We start from the raw sequence: 19,090 nt of genomic DNA, 5'->3' as shown, positions 1-19,090 counted from the left end.
TGGTAGAGGGGGCTATGGTGGGGGATGGAGATTAATAAGACGAAAGTCGTAGGAGTTTGGCATGAGGATTCGCGGTGACGTTTTTTGGGATTGGGCCGACCCAACGCTTCATCACCGGTCTCACGAGGAGACGCTCAGTGATGGGACTTACATCGATGTCCAGGTGCGACTGTCGCGAACAGGCAGTACCCAGATGTTTATCGGCGTCTACGCTCCCGCCGGCGTGGCGATTTACGAGGAGTCCTTTGATTCAAGACCGAACGAAACGATGACTAGAGCCCTTGCCTGGGGGGTCGGTTATGCACGGAAATTGGCCACTAGAGCACATGCAGCAAACTTCATTACCGCCAGCGGGTGATAGGAGTGATAGAGGCCCAAACCATGGATCTGCCGAAAGAATCCGACATCCAGCTTCGTCAGGCTCTTCTGTCTCTGATGGCTGCAGCCGAGCAGCTGGGAATCCATCCAGAACTGCTGAGACTCACTGCGATTGGCATTCTTACGAAGGAAGCGCCTGAATGGTGGGTGGATACATCACAAGTGGAAGCTTCGATTCGTGAGCTCAACGTATCGGTGAGCAGTCTTGCTGCCTGCTCCCCCAATGGTGTGGCGAAAACGGATTGAGGCGCCGTCCGGAGTACAAATGGGCTCCGATCAGGGATTTGCTACCGACCGGCGTGGCTGGAGAGCGAGACCCTTTACGGCCTCGCTGTAGATGTATTTGATGAGTTCCCATGGGATCGTGTGACGCTGGCCGTACTCACCCTCGCCATCGCATATCTCGCAGCCTTCTACCGGCTCATCCAGTTCGCGGCATTCCGGGCATTCCTGGGTGACCTCCAGCTTGAACTCACCGAGCAGCAGGGCCTTGGCGCCGTTCTCGGCCGTGAGCCGCTTGGGCATCAGGCAATATCCGTCAGGGATGGATACCAAAGGCCCAACAGGGACAATCGGCAGCCCAGTCGCCTCCGCATCCCGCTCTGCCTCATCTTTGGTCCACCAGAAGGCAGTACCAACCATCCAGGCTATAGGCTCGGCGTGTTGTGGGCCGGGCTCAGTTGCAAGGTGGTGCCAGGTATCGACCTCGAACTCTGCCGGGCGCAGTCCGAGCCGGGTACCGTCTTCCATGATTGCTGTGACGGCACCGTGGCTATTCGTCCAAACGGGATAGGTTTGACCTGCTTTAGCCACCGGCGCATCGCCCTTGATGTAGGCGAGCCCGATGCCCGGCATAGGGTCGGCGGTGACAGTCTTCAGCATCCGGACCGTGCGCGGCACTCGATCGCCAAACGGATAGCTGCTGCTGCGCTTGTGTAGCGCGGGGCAATCAACTTTGTTTTCTGTGGGCATGGGTAACCTCAAGCGAGACGTTCAAGTTGTTGTTGGATACGCTGGCCGATCCAGCGGACGACGAAGACGGCCTTGCTGTTGCCGATGGCCTTGTAGCGCGGGCCGTCAGGGCATTCATCGGCTGACTTGCCGCGATAGGGGATGCGGGTGTGGTCGCCGGTGAAGCCTTGGAGCAATTCGCACTCACGCGGCGTGAGTCGGCGTACTTGGGCATTTGCCTGCACCGCTTGAACCTCCGCCCGAGCTTCGAGGGTGTAGGCATGGTCGGCCTGAACTCCCACGCCATCCGGTCCGCTGGATGGGTTCTCGCGCAACGCGCCGGCCTGAATCGCGTGGGCGACGATTGGCTGGCCGCGACCTGTGCCGTCTTCGCTCGCGTCGAAGCCCCCGGCCTTCAATGTGTGGGTGATCTCACCTGTATCAGCGCCCTGATCCTTGCAACTGAAGGCGAGTAACGCATTCTCCTGGCCGCTGTTTCGGCCCAGGGCGAAGGCTTGATCATCAATGACGCATGGGTCTTGCGTGCCGTGCACGACCAGCATTCCGCTTTCTGCATCCTGTTGGGTGGCGCTGCCGGCCGCCTTGCCGTTGGCCTGGAGTGTGCCGCTCACAATAAAAGCTTCGGATTCGAAGTCCATCCGCCCGCTGGCGCTGGCGCTGGCGCATGCGTTGCGAGCGGGCGCAACATCAATCGGCCCGGCGGTATTGTTCCCGCCGAATGCAGTCAGGCGGCCATCTCGGGCGTCGTTATCGTCGACGCCTCCAGTGCTTGCCGTAATTGTTCCGGCAGCGCCTTGCCCCTCGCCTCGGCGCGGCGGAGTATCCCGGCGCATGCCTTCGCGCTCAAAAAGTACTTCGAGGGGATCGAACCCTGCTCGAGCACTTGCGACAACGAACACACGACGGCGTCGTTGGGCCAGGCCGAAATATTGGGCATCCAGAATCCGCCATGCGGCTGTTCGCGTGGGTCCATACACACAACCAGCGTCCTTCCATTTGCCCCCTGGCGGTTGGAGTTCTTCGGATTCGCCCACCAGGGCGCCGAGGAAGCAGCCAAACGCGTTGCCTTTGTCGGAGAGGACGCCGGGGACATTTTCCCAGGTGCAGACGGCCTCGGGTTCACCGCGCATGGTTCGAACATGGTCAATTGCATCGAGCAGCTCCACGTATTTGATGGTGAGTGCGCCGCGGGGATCGTTCAGGCCTTCCCGCATGCCAGCCACGCTGAACGCTTGGCAGGGCGTGCCGCCGACCAGCACCTCGGGCGCCGGAATCTTGCCGGACAGCACCATGGCTGCCAGGCGGGTCATGTCGCCGTGGTTCGGCGTCTCGGGGTAGTGGTAGGCCAGCACGGCGCATGGGAAAGGCTCGATCTCGGCGTACCAGTCGGCAAGCCAGCCCAGCGGATGCCAGGCCTCGGTCGCAGCTTCAATGCCGCTGCAGACGCTTCCGTAGGTTATATGCATGGTGGCTCCTGGCCGGTATAGTCGCCTGACTCAGAAATTGGAGGAAACTTTTGTGAAATTGCAAAAAGGGGATGGCCATTATCTAATTGCTTTAAGTGTGGCGGTGGTGATGGTGTTCGGAGTTCTTTATGCCTACTTTCACAACTTTTCCACGGATGTATCGACAAAGCAGGATGTCTGGGGGCAATTCGGAGACTATGTAGGGGGGTTGCTTAATCCAACGCTTTCTTTCTTTGCGTTTACCGGATTGTTGCTTACCTTGAGAATGCAGAGAATTGATTCTGAGAAGGCAGATAGAAGGCATGTAAACGAAGAGTTTGATAGTAGGCTCTTTCATCTTCTTTCTCTGTTGCATGCATCAATTGCTTCGCTTAAATTTTTCGGAACGCCACCAATTACTGCCGATGGGAAAATCTATGAAGGACACCGAGCTATAGCGTACGCATGGTGGGCGCTACACCACCGATTCGTTGGTTTGGATCGGGAACAATCCACCATATATGAACATTCGAAGCGAGAATTTAAAAGGTGGAGGAAGGATTTTTGGGTTGGGTTTGCAAACTATTACGAGACAGTTGCGTTGACCATTGAGTATATTGAGAAAAGCGCTTCCGAAAAAGATAAGAAGTTTGCGTTTCACGCTCTTAGAACTCAGCTAATTCTTGAAGAGCGCTCTATTCTGTTCTACGTCTTTATATTTAGCGGAGAGGATAAATATTATGACGTTCTTGATAGGTATGGGTTTTGGAAGAAAGAAGTTGATGATTGCTTGATCCCGTTTCACTCGGAACTGATTAATAAAATGCGTGAGAGATCTCTACTAGCTGCACGAAGCCAGGTCGAAAACGTTGAATAGGGGAAGGCGCTGGCGGGCAGCGCCGGAGGGTCAGGCCCGGCGAACTTTGAAGCCGAACATGCACTCGATGTCGTGGTATTCGCAGCGCTCGTAGGCCTTGTACTTGGCCTGCGATGGCGTGCTTGCGAACACATCGACGATTGTTCGATTGGTGATGTCCCACCAGTCCCAGCCGGCGACTAGCACCTGGTAGCGCTTCAGCGGCAGCTTTTCGGCCATCTCGCCGTACTGCATTTCCCAGATGGGGTGGTAGTTGCGGATGCGCTTCTTCGGGTCGCTGTCGAGGATCACGCCGATATAGTGGCCACGGTCTGCCATGATGATGCCTGGCTCACCGTTGGCGATCACGCGGCGCCCGATCTCGGCCGGCACGTCGTAATGGCGGCGAACGTAGTCGCAGTTGTAGTTGCTCATGGCTTTCTCCATGCATGCGCCGCCCTCCGTGGCCGGATGCGGCATGGTGGCAATTTGGTTTGGGATGGGGTATTACGGGTGACCGGCATGGGGCCGCAAAGGAGATTGATGTGGATTTAGAAGATCGTGTTGAGGCTCTTGAGTATCTGGTTTGCCTGCTTGCTCAGGAGGTAGATAAGAACTCAGGCCCAATGAGAGGACTGGAGAGCAAAATCTCAAGCGCGTTGTTTTCTACAAGCCTTGACTATGAAAAGCGTCAGCAGATCGAGCAGGCCTTGCAGTCAGTGCTTCGGAAAGTGCGCCGATCGCATTCAGGCATTGACCTTTGCTAATTACGGTTTGCGAGTAACAGCAAGCCCGTATCATCTGGGTCGTCCCCAAGCAACAGCCCAGGCGCATGTAGTTCCCGACTGACTCGGAATTGATCAAGCCTTCGCGCCACAAAATCAGAGACAACGATTTCGTGGCGCGGAGCACTCAGGAAGTGGCGGGCCGCTTCAGGCCCTAATTCATGGATGCGGTGGATCAGCAGGGTCATGGCCTCGCCGTTTTCCTCGACCTGGGCCCATTCCATGATTTCGGCCAGGGCTTGGCGGGTGCCCGGGCGGGCTTTCATGCGCAGGTCTTCTTCCTGCAAGCGCTCGGCCTTGGTCCTGCGCTTTTCGTCACGCTGCTTCTGCGTCAGAGCCATCATCGCCTCCATTGCGCACAAAGCGGGTGCCAGGCCCGATGTCGAGTAGGTCGCACACCCGGTTGATGATCTTGAGCGCGGCGTCGAACACCTTGGCATCGTCCGGCTCGCGGGCCAGGCGCTTCATGTTCGGCTGGTGCTCCAGGCAGACCTTGTCGACCAGGCGCCGGGCCAGCCTGCGCAGGTGATCCGCGCTGTCGTGCATGCGCAGGCTCAGCGCGAATGCCAGGGCCACATCATCAGGCCGGTACTGGCCGCCGCTGCGGGTGATGTACAGCTTTCGGACCGGCTTGCGAATCGATGCGTCGAAAAGGGATGCCATGCTCGACCTCCTGCAGGCCACTTGGTGGAAGGTGGAAATGCTCACGCCGCCTTGTTCTTTGCAGCGCGCTTCGGATTTTTCTGCTCAATTTCAAGGTCCATGTCGTTCCAGCCCGCTAAGAACCAGGCACCGTGGAACGTGTGATAGGCGAATGGGTTGGCCATCTTGCCGCCACCGTTTCGGCGGCATTCCCGGCCAAGGTAGTAGACGCTGGGGTGCTCGCCGTGCTCGCTCATGGCCTACCCCTGGCGCCGCTGAACTGGAAAATCAATGCCGAACTCATCGAGGATCCGCACAAGACGACAGTTGCCGATACCCAGCTCAGACGTGGTCCGGCATCTGGACTTGCCAGCATCACGCATGGCAATGATCTTGTCGGCCAAGTCGCGATCCTCCTGGCTCGGTTCGGCATTTACCTTCGCCGGTCTGGACGGTTTCGGCGGGCTGAAGAACCTTAATCCTCCCCGCGCCGCCACGCCCCAGAGAGCGGTCTTGGTTTCGCCCAGGAGCTCTGCGACCTCACCACAAGTCATGGTCTTGGCGAGCTCTTCGATCTTGGCTGTGCGGGCCTTGGCGCGGCTTTTGCGCTCGCCGCCGCGCTCCTGATTGATTGGCTTGGCCCGCTTTGGCTTTGGTTCGGGATGCTTGCGCTGCCGAAATGGCACGTATTCGAAGCCCTCCAGCACGACCAGCTGGCCGCCAGATGCGAAGAAGGCAGCCTTCGCTGCCTCCAGGTCGATTGATTGGTTCATGCTCACCTCATGCTGCGATTCCGAGCACGCGATTCATGCGCTCGTCGAGGATTTCGTAGAAGGTTTTCACGCGCTCTGACAGCTTGCGGATCATCGCCTCATCCCGGTAGGCGCGCTTCACGAACAGCGGCATGCCCGGCCAGTAGCAGATGAAGTCGATCCACTCGCGCTCGGACACCCACAGGCCACCCTGGCACTGAGCGACATGCTCTTTTGGGATCTCGCCACCCAGGATCACGTCGACCTGCAGCTTCGGCAGCTTGGTCTTGATCTCGGTCAGGCCGTTGTCGCCGACCAGGGCGTCTGGTGAGTAGCCAATGCCATGGTTCAGGATGATCCCCACCTGATGGGGCTGGACGTCCTCGCGGTCGCAGTACAGGCCCCGGGCGGTGCCTTCCAGTTCGTGGCCGCGCTCGGTATGGCGATTGCCGGTGAAGGGATCAGCTGCCTCACCGGTGATGCGCTCACCGATCAGGGTGTTCATGTAGGTGAAGGCGCCGGCGCCGAAACCTGCCTCGCCCTTGCCATTCACCAGCAGGCAATCCAGCTCGCTGCAGGTGATGATGCCCAGGCGCAGGTCCAGCCAGGCCTGAGTGCCTTGCTCGACATCACTGATGATCTGCATTTGCGGCCTCCGCGGCCCTGATGGCCTTGTTCAGTTGCGCGACCAGGATGTCGTGGCGACCCTTCGGCACGCATTCGGCCGAACCGTATTCGCCGGTGAACCAGTCGCGGGTCTTCTGGGTGCAGCGATCGAGCAGGGCGCTGATGCCGGCCGCCTGCACGCTAGTGACGTTCGCCGTTGGCACGGCTGCGTGGCCGTCATCATCCTCGCCGCGGGTGGTGAGGTTGAGCAGGGCGCTCATGACGTAGCGCTTGCCGTAACTGGTGGACGAGCCGACCGCCTGGACAGCGTTCTTGCTGCCGCTGGTGTCGAGCGGGAGCAGCATGGTTGTGCTCTCGCGGTGTCCGGCCCGGTGCATCAGGATGCCGGTGACGCTTAGGCCAGCCGGCACGTTCTCGACCTTGAAGGTGATCGCGAAACCGTGCGTCTGCATGATCGGCTTGATCACATCGTTGATGTCTTCAAAGGTGGCGTAGTCGCTGCGCTTTTGGCCATTCACGACGATGGCGCCGCGCTCGGCGATGCTCGGGATATCGCTCTGCATGGCCGCCATTGCCGCGTTGAACTCGGCCTCAGCGTCGCGGGCCTGCATACGCTCGTGCATCGCCATCAGGCGCTCAAGCTTGTCGATGTCGCAGTTTGGGTCGGTGGCTGCCCGGCTGATTACGGCCAGGATGCTGCTGTCGGCCTGCGGGGGCGCGGCCACCTGGCGGCGCTGCTCCGGCACAATGATCGTGCTGCTCATGGGAAGACCTCAGTAGGAAATGGCGATGTTCGGGATCTTGCGCTCTGCGATCAGGGTGATCGCCTGCTTGGCGCACTCTTCGGTCATGCCGCCGGCGACGAAGGCGTCCAGGGCGGCCCGGTTGATGCTGCGGCGGTGTGCGACATCGCGCTCGCGGGCTTCCTGCTGGCGCACGATCTCGGCGGCAGCTGCATCTGCCCGGCGGCGTTCTTCCTGGCGGGCCTGCTCGGCTGCCTCCTCTTGCCGGCGGGCTGCCGCCTGGCGCTCTTGCTCCATCCGCTGCTCGGCGGCAACGCGGTCGGCCTCGGCCTGAATCCGTGCACGCTCGGCTTGCTCAGCCTGCAACTTGAGCTGCAGACGCTGATTCTCGGCTTCGCGCTCTTGCGCAGCGGCCTGGTCAAGCAGTTCCTGTTCACGACGGGCTGCCGCTTCGCGTTCTGCTTGCTGCTGCTGGGCCACGCGTTGGCGCTCGGCCTCGACGGCGGCCTCCTGGGCTGCCCGAATGCGATCCTGCTCGGCGCGCTCTTCTGCTTCGCGGCGCAGGCGGGCCAATTCGGCTTGCTCGGCGTCGTACTTCTCGCGCTTGGCCAGGCCGGCACGCAAGGCATTCAGGACTTTATCCTTCTCGCGAGCGGCTTCAGCTTCAAACTCTTCCCACTCAGGCCCGATCACCACTTCTTCGACAGAAGCGATGCGATCCTTGATGTCCGTCGCCTCCAGAGCATCCAGGCCATCGTCACGATTGCGCAGCCAGTCCAGGCGGTCGTTGTGGCGATCAATGCGGGCGTCCTCGGCGGCCTCCCATTCGGTGAGTGGCCGGCGCGTCTCGTCCCGCAGCGTGTCCATCTTGGTCACGAACTCGCGCAGCTCGGCTTCGACCACCTTCGGCATTTCCTTCAGCCGACGCAGGTAGTCGCGGCCCGGCTTCTCGACGGCGGTCTTCGACTTGCTGACCTTGGCGGCCAGGCTGGCGATGCGCTCGCGGCCCTTGCGGGTGGTTAGGTCGGGCACTTCGCCTTCGACCTCAGCCTTCACCAGGTCGATAAATTGCTTCAGGCCGCCGGCCACGTAGATGGCCGGGGCGTTCTCCTCGCTGATCTCTTCGATCGCGATCAGTTTCTGTTCTGCGGACATTAGAAAACCTCGCGCCTGGCCGGCGCCGTCAGTTGAAAGGGGAAATGCCAGGTCACCCGGATTGGAGGTGCCACCAGGCCCTGGCTGCGGTGGATGATTGCGCGCTCTCGCCGCTTACGCTCCCGAAGGGGTACGGTTATCCCGAAGGCCCGCCGTGCTCGGGTGCGTGTGATTCAGGAAGTGATGCAGCCGGCCCAGGCGCTCGCAAGCATCCAGGCGGTGCAGATGAGTAGGGTGGTGAAGCTGCCGCGCCAGAATGCCCAGCGGCGGGCTTGCTGGCGGGTCACGATCGGACCTCATAGGCCAGCGTGCACATGCCGCAGAGGTAGGCCCGGCCCGACCAGGCCGCAGGGTTCTCGATGTGAGCGAGGCGTGCCTGGTTCATGGCGTCCTCCATGGTCAGGCCCTTGAACACCAGCAGGATGCGGTCATCTGGCACGGCCTGGGCAACCTCGACCACCTGATCGTCGATGAGCGACGGGAAGATAGGAGTGGTCATGCAACCTCCTTGCGCCCATCAACGATCTTGTTGAGGCGCCCGCAGTAATGGTTGAACTCTTCGATGGTGATGCGCTGGTCGGCCATCATTTCGGTGAGCTGCTTCTGGATCATCGCGGACCAGCTCACCGGCGTAGATGGATCGGCTAGAGCCTCCATTTCATTGTCGATCAGGACGTGAGGGCTCATAGCTGAGCCTCATCTGCCTCGTGCTTCACGCCTTGCTCGGCGTAACCTTCAAGCATCGACTCGGCGATCTCGAAGAGCTTTCCGCCGACGTGGTCGCTTGGGCCAAGGATGTCAGGGACCATGCTCTTCACCGGGCCTCCGGCCTGAGCCTGGAGCAGGAGGAGGGCCAGGGCGTTGAGGTCGTCCTTCTCAGCCTCTTGAAGGGCGCGAAGATGCTCGGCCAGCTTGGCGACGAACTGCTCTTGGCTAACGCCAACTGGGCCACCAAAGCGCTGCGGAATCAGAACATCACAGCCGCCGACCAGCTCCTCGGCCTTGCTCTCGATCCAGTTCTGCGCCGCCTCCTGATACGCCGAGTCGTCTTCCGGCTCAACATGGTCATACCGCCATTGTGCTGCTCGAAGTGCGCCCATGGCGTCCTCCTAGTTGGTTGTGCGGCCGCATTGGCCAGGAGCCAGGCGCGGGTGACCAAACCCACCTTGAGAGGTGGCCTGGCGCCTGCCAATGCGGTCGATTTGAAGGGAAGGGGATGCGGGGTGCATCGGTGGCCACTCTCCGGGGCAAACCGGGTGTCGGGACGCCTCACCAATGGGCGAGACGCTACCCACGCTCACAATTCGCGGCGATCAACTCGCGTTCAGAGTGGCCACCGATACAGCCTGCGATGGGGAGCAGGGCATCGGGCCGTCTTTCCGGCTGTCATGCACCAGAGCCCGGCGGGCCGTGCAGCTGCGCGTTACCGAGGATTGCGCAGCCTGATGATCTCGCCTCGGTTGATTCTTTGATTTCCCGTCTGGCCCTGTCACCAAGGCCAGCCAGTGAAATCTGTTCTCTCTCAGGCCCCGGTCGCTCACCCGGTATCGCGCTTCCTGCATCTGTCGAGGCATGCGCGCCGCTTGGATGCCGTTCTATTGCGGCACACCTGATCGCACCAGAGCCCTGCGGGGATGGTGGCCTGCTATGCCTGCAGGCTCGGCGGTCTTGGTTGTTAAAGAGCGGTCGGCCGGTGAGGGCCTCTGCAGTCCCTGGTGAGTGACTGCTTGAGGTAAAATTTAGCCAAGCGCTAATATTGCGTCAATAGCTAAGAGCTAAATTATTTTCGCTGGGCGACAAATTTCACCCCAGGAGTGATTTCTCGGGTAGGACCTTTACCTGTGATTTAGCACTGCGCTATGCTTCCTAAATTACTGTACGAATATACAGTTATTGAGGAGGGAGCTATGTCCAAGCAAAACAAAGCGGCGCCCAAGCAGCGCCAGGAGATGACCGGGATAGAGCGGCTGAGCCTACGCGTATCGTCGATGATCAATCACCCGATCGCGCAGACGCAGCGATGGGTGACTATCCATCGCCTGGACACGGACGGAGAGGAGGAATGGGAGGAGGTGATCGGACTGATCGCCGAGGTGCCTGAGCTGGACTTGACGTTTAATGACGACGGCACGGTGACGGTCCGGTGGGAGCGAAGCGCGCTTCAGGAGCGAGACGACTTCATCATCGAGGAGGACAGCGAGGTTGAAGTGGAGGAGGAGGAGGCGCCTTTCTGACGGGCATGAAAAAGCCCGCCGAGGCGGGCTTATTCTGATCAGTGAATAAAACGCGCAGCTGTGAAAGCGAGTCCTGCAAGCGCTAAGCAGGCACCGATAAGCCACCGAGTTTGACTCACCATACCTTCAGCGACCGATGTCTTGAGTTCGGCAATGATGGTGCCGATGGCAGCGATCTCCGACTTGGTTGCCATGGTTTTATCCATATGCTCAAGTCGGGTCTCTAGCCGAACAAGCCTCTCCCTGATATCCGGGAGAGCTTTTTCCAGGGCTTCAACTCGCTTTTCCAAGTCAGATCCTCCTCCGCCATTTCCGCTGTGCCCGCCGTCGTCACTATGCTTTTTCGGGAATTGGCTGATATTTGACTTATTCATCATCCAGATCTTTTTCCTTGCTCCATTCCCAAACCCTTGCAGCAGCGATCATTTTCGACTGGCCGCAACATAGGCAAGCGAGCCAGAAAAACCAGTTCTCTACATCTTCATCTCTCGGATCCGGGATAGCAAGAAGCGACGGCACACGGTCACCGTTCACTGCAAGTTCGTAGACACCGTCGGAACAATCGCAGGACAGGGGGAGTTTGTAGGCTTCGACGAACTCCATCACATCCTGCTCTGTAAAGGATAAGGTGTCGTCGACTATGTTGGTATCGTCCGGCATTGAATCTCCATCACGCGAATCTGACATCGTTCTTTGTAAATGCTAGCCGCAGATATCACACCAAGTGCGCATTCCACACGAGTAGCACGCGAGCCTGGATGTGCGTGTCATCGACACGGATGTCCTCGGCGGGGTGGTTGGTGTTGTCCGAAATCATCTTGAAATGGTCTCGCCCTTTCTTCTGCAGGCGCTTGATGTAGAGCATGTCGTCGTAGGAGAACAGGTAGATCCCATCGCCTACGAACTCACGGATGCTAACGTCGACCAGCAGCGGGTCCCGGTGCTTGATCGTGGGCGCCATCGACTGCCCCCAGCCGGTGACCAGCTTCAGGTGATAGTGCTCGGTAAACTCGACGCCCAGCTCCCGCAAATGCTTCGGGCTTATCCTCACGTCTTGCAGCATCTCCGGGTAGTCGTGCGGGATCTCTCCGCCGCCCATGGCGGCTCGCACGTCGTAATGCGCGATCCATACCTCATCGCCCACCTGGCCGGGCCGCGAGAAGTCGACGCTGATGACGCTGGCTTGAACTGGGGCTTCGGCAGCAGCAAGTAGGCGCTGTCGGGTGTCTTCAGGAATGCCCTTTCCACTTTTTGCAAGCATCTGCTTCACCAGGTCAGCAGCAGTTGGCTTACCGTCAATGGTTTCCAAAGACGGGATGGCAGCATCTTCGCCCGCCGGTATGGAGTCAAACCAACCTCGAGGCAGCCCCTCAATTCCCTCGATTCGTCTGGCTACATCGTCGCCCAGGTTCTTCGCAGTCTTGTCCGAAAGGATCTGGCTCAGGTGCGCGGGGGCCATCCCCCACCGTTCCGCGCAGGACCCCTTTCTCTGGTTGCCGATCAGCTTTACCAGGTTGTGCTTTCGAATCTCGTAAATATCCATGACGCGAAGAATGCCAGCGTTTAGCTCTGTGCTAAATGTGCGCATAGCTAAAATATCCTTGCTCTAACATTAGCCATGAGCTAAATTTCGCCATATGTGCAAGGAGAACCCACATGAATGATCACCTCCGTGAATGGTTGGCATCCGCCACCAATGAGCGTCGGCGGGATGTAGCAGCCGCTGCAAAGACCACTGTCGGCCATCTCTGGCAGCTCGCAGGTGGTCATCGGAAGGCCTCTGTTGATCTTGCCGAGCGCCTGCAAGACGCATCGGACGGCGAAATCACGATCGCTGGCCTGCGCCCCGACCTTATCCCCTTTGCACGCAAAGCGCTGAAGGGCGCCGCGTAACTCAATTTCCATAGCAAGGAGCAATCCCCGCATGTACGCCAATCCCAAGCACCTGCATGACCGCGAGATCAAGGTCCGGGTCGATGAGGACACGTTCGAACTGATTCAGGCGCTGGCCAAGTTTCACCGCACCCAGCGCGCCGTGCTCTGTCGTGAGCTGCTCGAAGCTCAATTGGCCGCCCTGGCTTCGGAGAATACCGGCGATCAGAACGTGGCCTGAAGGCCCGTAGGAGGCCCCATGCCGATTGAAGACATCGGATTGAACCAGGGACTGATGGAGCAGCTTGAGCGAGAGGCGACGAGAAGGGGCATCAGCCCTGAAGCGCTCGCAGCCGATCTGATCCGTCGTGAACTGGCCAACCGAACAAAGCCCCGCAGTCCGCGGGGGGCAGTAATGCCGTTTCACCGAAAGGCCTGAACAGGCCCTGAAGCGTAACTGATAAGCCCGACCGACCTACTGAAGCAGCAGCGAGCAGGGGATCACTTGATGGCCTACGACGACAAAGCTCACCGCCACGACCACCAGGTCAAGGTCCGCTTGGATGACGAGGACTTCAACGAGCTGAAGGGGTACGCCCTGGAGCTCAAGGCTCAGCACAGCGTGCTGGCCCGGGAAATCATCCTGGCTGCGCTGGCGTTCAAGAAAGAGCACGGCCACCTGCCGCTGATCAACGAGAAGAAGGCCAGGGCCTGAATAGGTCATGGGAGGACGAATGTCGCCTGCAAACGAAGCGGTACACCAGCACGACGTAGAGGTCGCCCGGTTCCGCCGGAATGACTTCGCGGACCTGGAGGCCTGGGCGGAGGAGGTCGGTGTTAGCACCGATGAGCTGGCCGCGCAGATCCTGAAGAAGGCCACGCACTTCCTCGCGCAGCGGGGGGAGCCCAAGAGCAGCAACGTGGTGCCGTTCGCGGCGCCGAGGTAACCGTCTGATCCCTAATTAGGGACCCGGGCGCCAGTCCCTCATAAGGGACGCCAAATCGCAGAGACAAAAAAGCCGGGATTGCGGCCCGGCTCTCTGCAATATAAAACTCTGTAGGGGAATTATGCATATGCAGACCCAAAGTGTACAGGCCCTGCAAAGGGTCGCGCCACAAAACGACAAGCGCGATTTTGTGGCGCGCACGATGTCGTCACGCGAGATCGCTGAGCTGACCGGCAAGCAGCATCAGCACGTCAAGCGCGACATTGAGAAGATGCTCGGCGACCTGAAAGAAGATGCGTCCAAGTTTGGACAGATCTATTTCGACTCGCAAAACCGGGCTCGGCGCGAGTACTGCCTGGACCGCGAGCACACCGACTGCCTGCTCACAGGTTACAGCGCCGCTATGCGCATGGCTGTCATAAAGCGCTGGCGAGAACTCGAGGCCCAGACTGCTCCTGCAGCGCCTGCCGACCTCAGCAAGCTGGAAATCCTCCAGATGGCCCTAGAGTCGGAGAAAGCCCGCGTCCTACTCACCGTCCAGGTCGAGGCCCAGGCCAAGAAGATCGACCACCTGGAGAACCTGTTCAAGGAAGGCATGAGCCACGTTCAGTTCTGCAAGGGCCTGAATGGGGTCAACGTGATGCAGGTCGGCCACTTCCTCGAGCGCCGCAACTGGCTCTACAACGAGAGCAAGTACGGCACCCGGTACCGCGTGGCTGCCTATGCCCGTGACAAGTACATGACCGAGCACCAGCAGGAGATTACCCCGCACGGGAAAGAGGCGTTCATCAGCTACACGCCGATCCTGCTGCGCAAGGGCGCCGTGCGCCTGTACGAGCTGTACCTAGCCGGCGAGCTGCCCATGAAGAAGAACTGGGACGGTCTGCACACCCACGACAAGGCCGTGCGGGGTGCAGCATGAGCGACTTCGTGAAAGTAACCGAGATGCCAGCCAGCGAGTTCCCCGCCTACCTGGATGGAATGAACAAGCAGATGCGTGACTGGACCGACCAAGCCGCCCGTGGCGAATGTGGCTGGATCTGCTCCGACTGCTGCCTTTCCGATCCGAAAGGCATGCCAGACGCCTGCTTCTACGGAAACGCCAAGTGCACCGAAATCATCCAGCGCGACAAGCTGCGCGCCATGCGTGAAGGGAATGAGCCGTCATGAGCATGGAATTGATGGTAAAGGCCATGAAGACCAAGGTCGGTAATCCGCTGCGCAAGCTGGTGCTCATCAAGCTGGCCGACAACGCGAGCGACCAGGGAGAGTGCTGGCCGTCGTATCAGCACATCGCCGATCAATGCGAGATCAGCAAGCGCTCGGTCATGAACCACATCAACACCCTGTGCGGTGCCGGCCTGTTGCGCAAAGAGATCCGCAAGGGTGGCCCTAAGGGTAACTCCTCGAACGTCTACTACCTGACCTTGAGTGGTGCAGCAGATTCACTAGGGGTAGTGCAGGAGATTCACCAGGGTAGTGCAGCAGGTTCACCCCCTAGTGCAGCAGATTCACTAGGGGGTAGTGCAGGAGCTGCACCCAGAACCAGTCACTCTTTTGAATCAGTAAAGGAACCAGTCACTGAACCAGTTGCGACCCAGGCTGAAGCCGTGGTCGCGGAGGGTATCGTGGTTCCGTTTATGGCTCAGCAGCCGCGCTGTGAGATCCCGGCCGACATGCCAGGGCCGAAGGACCAGTCCTGCAAAACGTTCAAGGCCTGGGCGAACTACGCCATGGCCTACCGCAAACGCTACCACGCGTGGCCGGTATGGAATGCCAAGGCAGGGGGGCAGGTTGGGCAGCTGATCAGCCGTCTTGGCATCGATGTCGCTCACCATGTGGCCGCGTACTTCCTGACGATTAACGACGCCCGCTTGATCAACGGCTGCCACAACTTGGGCGACCTGCTGGCCAAGGCTGAGGCCTACCACACCCAGTGGGTAACCAACCGCCAGATGAACGCCACGACTGCCCGCCAGCAGGAGCAGACCCAGGCGAACATCAACGCGGCCCAGGAAGCGGCTGAGGCAATCCGCAGCGGCCAGCGGGGTAAGCGTAATGCTTTCCTCTGACGAACAAGCCGAATTGGCCGTGGGCATCTGCGCTACTGCCGAGGCGATGGGTCAGACCATCAGCGCTGGAGGCGCTCAGCTCATCGCTGAGGACCTTTCGTCCTATGACCCTGCCGCCATCATTGGCGCGCTGCGTTCGTGCCGTAGAGAGCCTACTGGGCGCCTTTCGCTCGGCATGGTCCTCAAGCACATCCACGCGGCTGATAGCCGCCCCGGAAAGGATGAGGCGTGGTCGATTGCCCTGGCGGCCAGTGACGAGTACGAAACCGTGGTGCTCACCACTGAAATCCGCCAGGCCATGATCGCCTCCGAGCCAATCCTTGAGGCCGGCGACAAGATCGGGGCCCGGATGGCCTTCATGAGCGCCTACGAGCGCCTGGTCAGCTTTGCCCGGGCCGAGGACCAGCCTGCCAAGTGGGAGGTCTCCCTGGGTTATGACGCCGGGCGCCGGGTGGTGGCCATCGAGTCAGCTGTCCGCGCCCAGCTCATAACTCAAGAGAGCGGGGCCAAGTACCTGGCCGACCTGCGTATTGCACCAGTCACCCAGGATGGCCAGGCCATTGCCGGCCTGCTCACCGGTGAGGTGCGCCCGCAGGCCAGCGCCAAGACTCGGGAAAAGCTCGCCGAGGTGCGCTGCATCCTCAAGGCAGCCAAGGCCAAGAAAGACCGCGAGCGCGCCAAGGATGACCAGCGTCGGCGCATCGAAACCTACCTGCGCAAGCGGCAGACACGCGCCGCAGTCGCTCAGTTGAGCATCAAGCGCGCCGGGCAGCCGGCCGGGGAGGGGGTGTGAGCCTATTCCAAAAAGATCTCCTGATTCGCAGGCAGGTGGATAACGCTCTTTTGGTCCTTGGAGGCTGGTACCTGAGCTGGGATTTCTACTCCAGCAGCCCGCACATCGGCCTGCGCGCTCACGCGCTCTACTCGAAGGCCCGTGGGCTGATTGAGCATGACCGCGCGCTCATCAAGTCGATGGATCGTCTTGAGGGCCGCGCCCATGGCTGAAAAAATCAGCGTAAACAGCCAGGCCAAGCTGTCCGAGGCCGTGACCAGGCTGACCCGTATGTTCCGCGACAAGAAGTTCGTCGTGGTCACCATGCGCCCGGGCAAGGACCGCACCCTGGACCAGAACGCCTTGTGGTTCGCCATGTACGACCGCATCGCCAAGAGCACCGAGATGGGTGACATCGAGGATGTGCGCCGTTACTGCAAGCTGCACTTCGGCGTTCCGATCATGCGCGCCGGTTGTGATGAGTTCCGCACCGGCTGGGCCGAGTCGTTTATCCACCTGCCGTATGAGGTGAAGCTGCGCCTGATGGGGCCGTGCGCCATGTTCGGGCCGGATGGCTTCCCGGTGACCCGGCTGTTTGACCGGGCTCAGGGCTGCCAGTACACCGACCGCATCGTGGCCGAGTTCGCGCCGCAGGGTGTGGTGTTCAGCGATTTGCTCAGCGAGGAGGCGGCATGAGCCATCAGTTCAAGCCGGGAGACCTGGCGCTGGTTGCCGGATCTCGCACTGGGGCGTCACCGAATATCGGCAGGGCCGTAGAGCTGATTATCAAGCTTGCCCCTGGCCAGGTGTTCGATACGTCAAATGGCAGGAAGGCCACGAATGCCAGCGGGTACGTGGCGTGGGCCGTACATGCTGAAGGAGCTACAGCGGTAGGGGATAGTGGGCGCGTCGATGTCGGCGGCATTTTCTTGATTCAAGAGCGCTTCCTGATTCCCCTGCGCGGCGATTTCGCTCCCGAGCAGCAGAAAGCCAAGGAGGCCGAGCCATGCGCGTAGCCGAGATCAAGCCGAAGAAGTGCAAAGCACCAGGTTGCGGCAAGCCCTTCAAGCCGACCATGACCACGCAGAAGGTGTGCAGCATCGCCTGCGCCAAGGCTATGGCCAAAGACCCGAAGCTGCAGAAGATCGCGGCCAAGGTCATCACCAAGCAGGCCCGCCAGGACCTGCAGGAGCGCCGGGAGAAGCTGAAGACCCGTCGAGAGCACATGGCCGAAGCGCAGACCGCGTTCAACGCCTACATCCGCGAGCGTGACGCCGGCCTGCCGTGCATCAGCTGCGACTCGCTGCCTAGCGACCACGACCTCATCACCGGCAGCCGCTGGGACGCCGGCCACTACCGGTCTGTGGGCGCCTGCCCGGAGCTGCGCTTCGAGCCGCTGAACGTCCACCGCCAGTGCGTGAAGTGCAACCGGAACCTGTCGGGTAACACGGTCGAGTACCGCATCCGGCTGGTGAAGCGCATCGGCGCCGAGGCCGTGGAATTCCTCGAAGGGCCTCATAAGCCCCAGCGCCTGACCATCGAAGACCTGCAGGCCATCAAGGCACTGTACAGGCAGAAGCTCAAAGACCTGAGGAGGGCAGCAGCATGACATCAGCATGGGGATTCCTGATTTTGGCCGCCCTCATGGTGGTGGGCGGTGTGGCGCTGTCCTGGGCGGGCGCAGTTCGCCGCAAGCAGTACTACGAAGAATTCATTTTGAGAAAGGCCAAGCGGGCAGGGGGTGGGCAATGAACTATCAGAACGTGGTATCGGCAGTGGTCCGCGCCCTGGCGGCCGAGACGATCAACAGCGCCGGCGGCTGCAATGTCGAGCCTCGGGTGCAGACCAGCAAGCTCAAGGGCGAGATATCGGGGAAGGATGCCGCGCTGCTGGCTGACTCGATCGTGCACAAACTGCTGCACGCCCAGCTCAGCCCGCGACACTGGAATGCCCTCGTGGCGAAGTACAGCACGCACAAGGGGCGCAAGATTTATTCCATTGGCCGCCTGGTTGCCATCGTGCCAACCCCGGCGCCGAAGCGCTTCACTCAGCAGGCAGTTCTGGTCTGGGCGGTTCCGCAGCAAACGAAGGGCATGCAGCGCAAGGTGCCCCAGTTCAAGGCGCCTGACCCGCGCGAGAACGAACGGGAGGGGCAGTGGGACTGGCGCAACAAGGCTGCTGCTGCCGCTGCTGAGCGCGCCAACAAGCACGCCCGTGCCGTGGCCGAGGTGAAGCCGGGGGAGATGATCGTCCTGGCCGAGTCGAACTACGACATGACCAACTGGGATTCCCAAGGCCTGACAGAGCGCACTTATCAGCGCTGGAATCGGGCCATCAAGGTCGCCCTGGAGTCTCTGGTGAATGAGGCGCTGACCGAGGCTCAGCACATGCTTGAAGCGATTGGAGTGCTATTCGAGGAGGCTGCGTGAATACGGAGAAATACGGAGGATATACGAAGATTTACTCGGATTAGACCTGATTAGGGCTTGCAATATTATGTCGCCATGTCGTAAATTTGCTCCATCCTGTCATTCCTGCGCACGTGTAGGAGTGATGACCGAAAGCTCTTAGGAGTGAGCGGTGATGGGAAATTGTTGACGTTTGCAGGGGCCGCATTTTTTGGGTTTGTAGTACTGATGATGTGGTTGGCTTTTGTAAAAATCTCTGAAAACGCACAACAATTTGAACCGAAAGGGGGTAGTCGTATGGGTAAACAGTTTGGTGTTTCCATTGCTTCATTTGTGGTAAATGCTTCAACGGCCCTTTACGTCAACAATCTTCCAGCACTCAGCATTCGGGCGTTGTAGAGCCCAACGGTTTCGCGCTCAGGTTCGCGCA

The 19,090-nt window shown here is 60.0% G+C and carries 36 protein-coding genes; 20 read left to right on the top strand and 16 right to left on the bottom strand.

The window, feature by feature from the left end; translation table 11 throughout:
* Positions 1-61 precede the first annotated feature (61 nt).
* Both VXM67_RS17065 and VXM67_RS17060 read left to right on the top strand, forming a co-directional pair.
* Positions 62-358 carry a hypothetical protein gene (locus VXM67_RS17065; protein WP_367237232.1) on the top strand — a complete coding sequence of 99 codons (297 nt, stop codon included), beginning with the start codon at positions 62-64 and terminating at the stop codon, positions 356-358.
* A 23-nt stretch (positions 359-381) separates the two neighbouring features.
* The gene (locus tag VXM67_RS17060) at positions 382-624 is read left to right on the top strand and encodes a hypothetical protein (RefSeq protein WP_104881522.1); all 243 of its coding nucleotides are present in this window, start codon (positions 382-384) and stop codon (positions 622-624) included.
* Between the two features lie 30 nt (positions 625-654).
* Here VXM67_RS17060 and VXM67_RS17055 read toward each other — a convergent pair whose 3' ends face one another.
* Positions 655-1,350, bottom strand: a complete 696-nt coding sequence (locus VXM67_RS17055) for a hypothetical protein (protein ID WP_367237231.1) — start codon at positions 1,348-1,350, stop codon at positions 655-657.
* A gap of 8 nt (positions 1,351-1,358) precedes the next feature.
* Positions 1,359-2,816 carry a DNA (cytosine-5-)-methyltransferase gene (gene dcm, locus VXM67_RS17050; RefSeq protein ID WP_367237230.1) on the bottom strand — a complete coding sequence of 486 codons (1,458 nt, stop codon included), beginning with the start codon at positions 2,814-2,816 and terminating at the stop codon, positions 1,359-1,361.
* A 52-nt stretch (positions 2,817-2,868) separates the two neighbouring features.
* On the opposite strand from dcm, the gene VXM67_RS17045 reads away from it, so the two are divergent.
* The gene (locus tag VXM67_RS17045; RefSeq protein ID WP_367237229.1) at positions 2,869-3,672 is read left to right on the top strand and encodes a hypothetical protein; all 804 of its coding nucleotides are present in this window, start codon (positions 2,869-2,871) and stop codon (positions 3,670-3,672) included.
* A gap of 30 nt (positions 3,673-3,702) precedes the next feature.
* Here VXM67_RS17045 and VXM67_RS17040 read toward each other — a convergent pair whose 3' ends face one another.
* The gene (locus VXM67_RS17040; RefSeq protein ID WP_367237228.1) at positions 3,703-4,086 is read right to left on the bottom strand and encodes a hypothetical protein; all 384 of its coding nucleotides are present in this window, start codon (positions 4,084-4,086) and stop codon (positions 3,703-3,705) included.
* 110 nt (positions 4,087-4,196) lie between these two features.
* Between VXM67_RS17040 and VXM67_RS17035 the strand changes: the two genes are divergently transcribed.
* Positions 4,197-4,418, top strand: coding sequence for a hypothetical protein (locus VXM67_RS17035; protein ID WP_367237227.1), 222 nt, complete (start codon positions 4,197-4,199; stop codon positions 4,416-4,418).
* Here VXM67_RS17035 and VXM67_RS17030 read toward each other — a convergent pair.
* From VXM67_RS17030 to VXM67_RS16985, 10 genes are all read right to left on the bottom strand, one after another.
* Positions 4,415-4,777 (bottom strand): hypothetical protein, encoded by a 363-nt coding sequence (locus VXM67_RS17030; protein WP_367237226.1) that lies wholly within the window; start codon positions 4,775-4,777, stop codon positions 4,415-4,417. The genes VXM67_RS17035 and VXM67_RS17030 overlap by 4 nt on opposite strands.
* Positions 4,752-5,099, bottom strand: a complete 348-nt coding sequence (locus VXM67_RS17025) for a hypothetical protein (RefSeq protein ID WP_367237224.1) — start codon at positions 5,097-5,099, stop codon at positions 4,752-4,754. The genes VXM67_RS17030 and VXM67_RS17025 overlap by 26 nt, the downstream gene beginning before the upstream one ends.
* Before the next feature lie 41 nt (positions 5,100-5,140).
* Positions 5,141-5,335 (bottom strand): hypothetical protein, encoded by a 195-nt coding sequence (locus VXM67_RS17020; protein WP_367237223.1) that lies wholly within the window; start codon positions 5,333-5,335, stop codon positions 5,141-5,143.
* A 3-nt stretch (positions 5,336-5,338) separates the two neighbouring features.
* Positions 5,339-5,851 carry a hypothetical protein gene (locus VXM67_RS17015; protein ID WP_367237222.1) on the bottom strand — a complete coding sequence of 171 codons (513 nt, stop codon included), beginning with the start codon at positions 5,849-5,851 and terminating at the stop codon, positions 5,339-5,341.
* A 7-nt stretch (positions 5,852-5,858) separates the two neighbouring features.
* A complete protein-coding gene (locus VXM67_RS17010; protein WP_367237221.1) occupies positions 5,859-6,476 on the bottom strand; it encodes a lambda exonuclease family protein in 618 nt (205 codons plus the stop codon).
* The gene (locus VXM67_RS17005) at positions 6,460-7,221 is read right to left on the bottom strand and encodes an ERF family protein (protein WP_367237220.1); all 762 of its coding nucleotides are present in this window, start codon (positions 7,219-7,221) and stop codon (positions 6,460-6,462) included. The genes VXM67_RS17010 and VXM67_RS17005 overlap by 17 nt, the downstream gene beginning before the upstream one ends.
* Before the next feature lie 9 nt (positions 7,222-7,230).
* Complete coding sequence (locus tag VXM67_RS17000) at positions 7,231-8,355, bottom strand: hypothetical protein (RefSeq protein ID WP_367237219.1); 1,125 nt, start codon at positions 8,353-8,355, stop codon at positions 7,231-7,233.
* Between the two features lie 283 nt (positions 8,356-8,638).
* A complete protein-coding gene (locus VXM67_RS16995; RefSeq protein WP_367237218.1) occupies positions 8,639-8,854 on the bottom strand; it encodes a hypothetical protein in 216 nt (71 codons plus the stop codon).
* Positions 8,851-9,042, bottom strand: a complete 192-nt coding sequence (locus VXM67_RS16990) for a hypothetical protein (protein WP_367237217.1) — start codon at positions 9,040-9,042, stop codon at positions 8,851-8,853. The genes VXM67_RS16995 and VXM67_RS16990 overlap by 4 nt, the downstream gene beginning before the upstream one ends.
* Positions 9,039-9,455 carry a hypothetical protein gene (locus tag VXM67_RS16985; protein WP_367237216.1) on the bottom strand — a complete coding sequence of 139 codons (417 nt, stop codon included), beginning with the start codon at positions 9,453-9,455 and terminating at the stop codon, positions 9,039-9,041. Before VXM67_RS16985 ends, VXM67_RS16990 begins: the two co-directional genes overlap by 4 nt.
* A gap of 807 nt (positions 9,456-10,262) precedes the next feature.
* On the opposite strand from VXM67_RS16985, the gene VXM67_RS16980 reads away from it, so the two are divergent.
* Complete coding sequence (locus VXM67_RS16980) at positions 10,263-10,589, top strand: DUF1654 domain-containing protein (RefSeq protein WP_367237215.1); 327 nt, start codon at positions 10,263-10,265, stop codon at positions 10,587-10,589.
* 38 nt (positions 10,590-10,627) lie between these two features.
* Here VXM67_RS16980 and VXM67_RS16975 read toward each other — a convergent pair whose 3' ends face one another.
* From VXM67_RS16975 to VXM67_RS16965, 3 genes are read right to left on the bottom strand one after another with little or no spacing between them, the layout of a single operon-like run.
* The gene (locus VXM67_RS16975; protein WP_367237214.1) at positions 10,628-10,963 is read right to left on the bottom strand and encodes a hypothetical protein; all 336 of its coding nucleotides are present in this window, start codon (positions 10,961-10,963) and stop codon (positions 10,628-10,630) included.
* Positions 10,956-11,249 carry a hypothetical protein gene (locus VXM67_RS16970; RefSeq protein WP_367237213.1) on the bottom strand — a complete coding sequence of 98 codons (294 nt, stop codon included), beginning with the start codon at positions 11,247-11,249 and terminating at the stop codon, positions 10,956-10,958. The genes VXM67_RS16975 and VXM67_RS16970 overlap by 8 nt, the downstream gene beginning before the upstream one ends.
* Before the next feature lie 55 nt (positions 11,250-11,304).
* Complete coding sequence (locus VXM67_RS16965; protein WP_367237711.1) at positions 11,305-12,132, bottom strand: helix-turn-helix transcriptional regulator; 828 nt, start codon at positions 12,130-12,132, stop codon at positions 11,305-11,307.
* 113 nt (positions 12,133-12,245) lie between these two features.
* On the opposite strand from VXM67_RS16965, the gene VXM67_RS16960 reads away from it, so the two are divergent.
* The 15 genes from VXM67_RS16960 to VXM67_RS16890 all read left to right on the top strand — a co-directional run bounded on the left by VXM67_RS16960 (position 12,246) and on the right by VXM67_RS16890 (position 18,681).
* Positions 12,246-12,482, top strand: a complete 237-nt coding sequence (locus VXM67_RS16960; protein ID WP_347149569.1) for a hypothetical protein — start codon at positions 12,246-12,248, stop codon at positions 12,480-12,482.
* A gap of 31 nt (positions 12,483-12,513) precedes the next feature.
* Positions 12,514-12,702 (top strand): hypothetical protein, encoded by a 189-nt coding sequence (locus VXM67_RS16955; protein WP_013972395.1) that lies wholly within the window; start codon positions 12,514-12,516, stop codon positions 12,700-12,702.
* 18 nt (positions 12,703-12,720) lie between these two features.
* Entirely contained in the window at positions 12,721-12,900 is a 180-nt protein-coding gene (locus VXM67_RS16950) for a hypothetical protein (protein ID WP_367237212.1), read from the top strand.
* A gap of 69 nt (positions 12,901-12,969) precedes the next feature.
* On the top strand, positions 12,970-13,176 hold the full coding sequence (locus VXM67_RS16945) for a hypothetical protein (protein ID WP_027907143.1): 207 nt from the start codon (positions 12,970-12,972) through the stop codon (positions 13,174-13,176).
* A 19-nt stretch (positions 13,177-13,195) separates the two neighbouring features.
* Complete coding sequence (locus VXM67_RS16940) at positions 13,196-13,408, top strand: hypothetical protein (RefSeq protein WP_367237211.1); 213 nt, start codon at positions 13,196-13,198, stop codon at positions 13,406-13,408.
* A 121-nt stretch (positions 13,409-13,529) separates the two neighbouring features.
* Complete coding sequence (locus tag VXM67_RS16935; protein ID WP_367237209.1) at positions 13,530-14,330, top strand: Rha family transcriptional regulator; 801 nt, start codon at positions 13,530-13,532, stop codon at positions 14,328-14,330.
* Positions 14,327-14,578, top strand: a complete 252-nt coding sequence (locus VXM67_RS16930) for a hypothetical protein (RefSeq protein ID WP_315694253.1) — start codon at positions 14,327-14,329, stop codon at positions 14,576-14,578. Before VXM67_RS16935 ends, VXM67_RS16930 begins: the two co-directional genes overlap by 4 nt.
* Positions 14,575-15,480: a helix-turn-helix domain-containing protein gene (locus VXM67_RS16925; RefSeq protein ID WP_315694251.1), complete on the top strand. Its 906-nt coding sequence runs from the start codon at positions 14,575-14,577 to the stop codon at positions 15,478-15,480. The genes VXM67_RS16930 and VXM67_RS16925 overlap by 4 nt, the downstream gene beginning before the upstream one ends.
* A complete protein-coding gene (locus VXM67_RS16920) occupies positions 15,467-16,273 on the top strand; it encodes a hypothetical protein (RefSeq protein WP_367237208.1) in 807 nt (268 codons plus the stop codon). Before VXM67_RS16925 ends, VXM67_RS16920 begins: the two co-directional genes overlap by 14 nt.
* A complete protein-coding gene (locus VXM67_RS16915; RefSeq protein ID WP_367237207.1) occupies positions 16,270-16,485 on the top strand; it encodes a hypothetical protein in 216 nt (71 codons plus the stop codon). Before VXM67_RS16920 ends, VXM67_RS16915 begins: the two co-directional genes overlap by 4 nt.
* Complete coding sequence (locus tag VXM67_RS16910) at positions 16,478-16,948, top strand: hypothetical protein (protein WP_367237206.1); 471 nt, start codon at positions 16,478-16,480, stop codon at positions 16,946-16,948. The genes VXM67_RS16915 and VXM67_RS16910 overlap by 8 nt, the downstream gene beginning before the upstream one ends.
* A complete protein-coding gene (locus VXM67_RS16905) occupies positions 16,945-17,268 on the top strand; it encodes a hypothetical protein (protein WP_367237205.1) in 324 nt (107 codons plus the stop codon). The genes VXM67_RS16910 and VXM67_RS16905 overlap by 4 nt, the downstream gene beginning before the upstream one ends.
* Complete coding sequence (locus VXM67_RS16900; RefSeq protein ID WP_367237204.1) at positions 17,259-17,861, top strand: recombination protein NinG; 603 nt, start codon at positions 17,259-17,261, stop codon at positions 17,859-17,861. Before VXM67_RS16905 ends, VXM67_RS16900 begins: the two co-directional genes overlap by 10 nt.
* Positions 17,858-18,004, top strand: coding sequence for a hypothetical protein (locus VXM67_RS16895; protein WP_367237203.1), 147 nt, complete (start codon positions 17,858-17,860; stop codon positions 18,002-18,004). Before VXM67_RS16900 ends, VXM67_RS16895 begins: the two co-directional genes overlap by 4 nt.
* Positions 18,001-18,681 (top strand): hypothetical protein, encoded by a 681-nt coding sequence (locus VXM67_RS16890; protein WP_367237202.1) that lies wholly within the window; start codon positions 18,001-18,003, stop codon positions 18,679-18,681. Before VXM67_RS16895 ends, VXM67_RS16890 begins: the two co-directional genes overlap by 4 nt.
* The last annotated feature ends 409 nt before the right edge of the window (positions 18,682-19,090 follow it).

Source organism: Pseudomonas sp. Rh2, from assembly GCF_040762985.1.
GTDB lineage: Bacteria > Pseudomonadota > Gammaproteobacteria > Pseudomonadales > Pseudomonadaceae > Aquipseudomonas > Aquipseudomonas taiwanensis.
The sequence above is the reverse complement of the archived record's forward strand: the minus strand, read 5'-3'. Positions and strand labels throughout refer to the sequence as shown.

What these genes read in the sequence shown, in the direction of transcription:
- VXM67_RS17065 (WP_367237232.1), top strand. Translation starts at nt 62, where the DNA reads ATGAGGATTCGCGGTGACGTTTTTTGGGATTGGGCCGACCCAACGCTT.
- VXM67_RS17060 (WP_104881522.1), top strand. Translation starts at nt 382, where the DNA reads ATGGATCTGCCGAAAGAATCCGACATCCAGCTTCGTCAGGCTCTTCTG.
- VXM67_RS17055 (WP_367237231.1), bottom strand. Translation starts at nt 1,350, where the DNA reads ATGCCCACAGAAAACAAAGTTGATTGCCCCGCGCTACACAAGCGCAGC.
- dcm (WP_367237230.1), bottom strand. Translation starts at nt 2,816, where the DNA reads ATGCATATAACCTACGGAAGCGTCTGCAGCGGCATTGAAGCTGCGACC.
- VXM67_RS17040 (WP_367237228.1), bottom strand. Translation starts at nt 4,086, where the DNA reads ATGAGCAACTACAACTGCGACTACGTTCGCCGCCATTACGACGTGCCG.
- VXM67_RS17030 (WP_367237226.1), bottom strand. Translation starts at nt 4,777, where the DNA reads ATGGCTCTGACGCAGAAGCAGCGTGACGAAAAGCGCAGGACCAAGGCC.
- VXM67_RS17025 (WP_367237224.1), bottom strand. Translation starts at nt 5,099, where the DNA reads ATGGCATCCCTTTTCGACGCATCGATTCGCAAGCCGGTCCGAAAGCTG.
- VXM67_RS17020 (WP_367237223.1), bottom strand. Translation starts at nt 5,335, where the DNA reads ATGAGCGAGCACGGCGAGCACCCCAGCGTCTACTACCTTGGCCGGGAA.
- VXM67_RS17015 (WP_367237222.1), bottom strand. Translation starts at nt 5,851, where the DNA reads ATGAACCAATCAATCGACCTGGAGGCAGCGAAGGCTGCCTTCTTCGCA.
- VXM67_RS17010 (WP_367237221.1), bottom strand. Translation starts at nt 6,476, where the DNA reads ATGCAGATCATCAGTGATGTCGAGCAAGGCACTCAGGCCTGGCTGGAC.
- VXM67_RS17005 (WP_367237220.1), bottom strand. Translation starts at nt 7,221, where the DNA reads ATGAGCAGCACGATCATTGTGCCGGAGCAGCGCCGCCAGGTGGCCGCG.
- VXM67_RS17000 (WP_367237219.1), bottom strand. Translation starts at nt 8,355, where the DNA reads ATGTCCGCAGAACAGAAACTGATCGCGATCGAAGAGATCAGCGAGGAG.
- VXM67_RS16995 (WP_367237218.1), bottom strand. Translation starts at nt 8,854, where the DNA reads ATGACCACTCCTATCTTCCCGTCGCTCATCGACGATCAGGTGGTCGAG.
- VXM67_RS16990 (WP_367237217.1), bottom strand. Translation starts at nt 9,042, where the DNA reads ATGAGCCCTCACGTCCTGATCGACAATGAAATGGAGGCTCTAGCCGAT.
- VXM67_RS16985 (WP_367237216.1), bottom strand. Translation starts at nt 9,455, where the DNA reads ATGGGCGCACTTCGAGCAGCACAATGGCGGTATGACCATGTTGAGCCG.
- VXM67_RS16980 (WP_367237215.1), top strand. Translation starts at nt 10,263, where the DNA reads ATGTCCAAGCAAAACAAAGCGGCGCCCAAGCAGCGCCAGGAGATGACC.
- VXM67_RS16975 (WP_367237214.1), bottom strand. Translation starts at nt 10,963, where the DNA reads ATGAATAAGTCAAATATCAGCCAATTCCCGAAAAAGCATAGTGACGAC.
- VXM67_RS16970 (WP_367237213.1), bottom strand. Translation starts at nt 11,249, where the DNA reads ATGCCGGACGATACCAACATAGTCGACGACACCTTATCCTTTACAGAG.
- VXM67_RS16965 (WP_367237711.1), bottom strand. Translation starts at nt 12,132, where the DNA reads ATGGATATTTACGAGATTCGAAAGCACAACCTGGTAAAGCTGATCGGC.
- VXM67_RS16960 (WP_347149569.1), top strand. Translation starts at nt 12,246, where the DNA reads ATGAATGATCACCTCCGTGAATGGTTGGCATCCGCCACCAATGAGCGT.
- VXM67_RS16955 (WP_013972395.1), top strand. Translation starts at nt 12,514, where the DNA reads ATGTACGCCAATCCCAAGCACCTGCATGACCGCGAGATCAAGGTCCGG.
- VXM67_RS16950 (WP_367237212.1), top strand. Translation starts at nt 12,721, where the DNA reads ATGCCGATTGAAGACATCGGATTGAACCAGGGACTGATGGAGCAGCTT.
- VXM67_RS16945 (WP_027907143.1), top strand. Translation starts at nt 12,970, where the DNA reads ATGGCCTACGACGACAAAGCTCACCGCCACGACCACCAGGTCAAGGTC.
- VXM67_RS16940 (WP_367237211.1), top strand. Translation starts at nt 13,196, where the DNA reads ATGTCGCCTGCAAACGAAGCGGTACACCAGCACGACGTAGAGGTCGCC.
- VXM67_RS16935 (WP_367237209.1), top strand. Translation starts at nt 13,530, where the DNA reads ATGCATATGCAGACCCAAAGTGTACAGGCCCTGCAAAGGGTCGCGCCA.
- VXM67_RS16930 (WP_315694253.1), top strand. Translation starts at nt 14,327, where the DNA reads ATGAGCGACTTCGTGAAAGTAACCGAGATGCCAGCCAGCGAGTTCCCC.
- VXM67_RS16925 (WP_315694251.1), top strand. Translation starts at nt 14,575, where the DNA reads ATGAGCATGGAATTGATGGTAAAGGCCATGAAGACCAAGGTCGGTAAT.
- VXM67_RS16920 (WP_367237208.1), top strand. Translation starts at nt 15,467, where the DNA reads ATGCTTTCCTCTGACGAACAAGCCGAATTGGCCGTGGGCATCTGCGCT.
- VXM67_RS16910 (WP_367237206.1), top strand. Translation starts at nt 16,478, where the DNA reads ATGGCTGAAAAAATCAGCGTAAACAGCCAGGCCAAGCTGTCCGAGGCC.
- VXM67_RS16905 (WP_367237205.1), top strand. Translation starts at nt 16,945, where the DNA reads ATGAGCCATCAGTTCAAGCCGGGAGACCTGGCGCTGGTTGCCGGATCT.
- VXM67_RS16900 (WP_367237204.1), top strand. Translation starts at nt 17,259, where the DNA reads ATGCGCGTAGCCGAGATCAAGCCGAAGAAGTGCAAAGCACCAGGTTGC.
- VXM67_RS16895 (WP_367237203.1), top strand. Translation starts at nt 17,858, where the DNA reads ATGACATCAGCATGGGGATTCCTGATTTTGGCCGCCCTCATGGTGGTG.
- VXM67_RS16890 (WP_367237202.1), top strand. Translation starts at nt 18,001, where the DNA reads ATGAACTATCAGAACGTGGTATCGGCAGTGGTCCGCGCCCTGGCGGCC.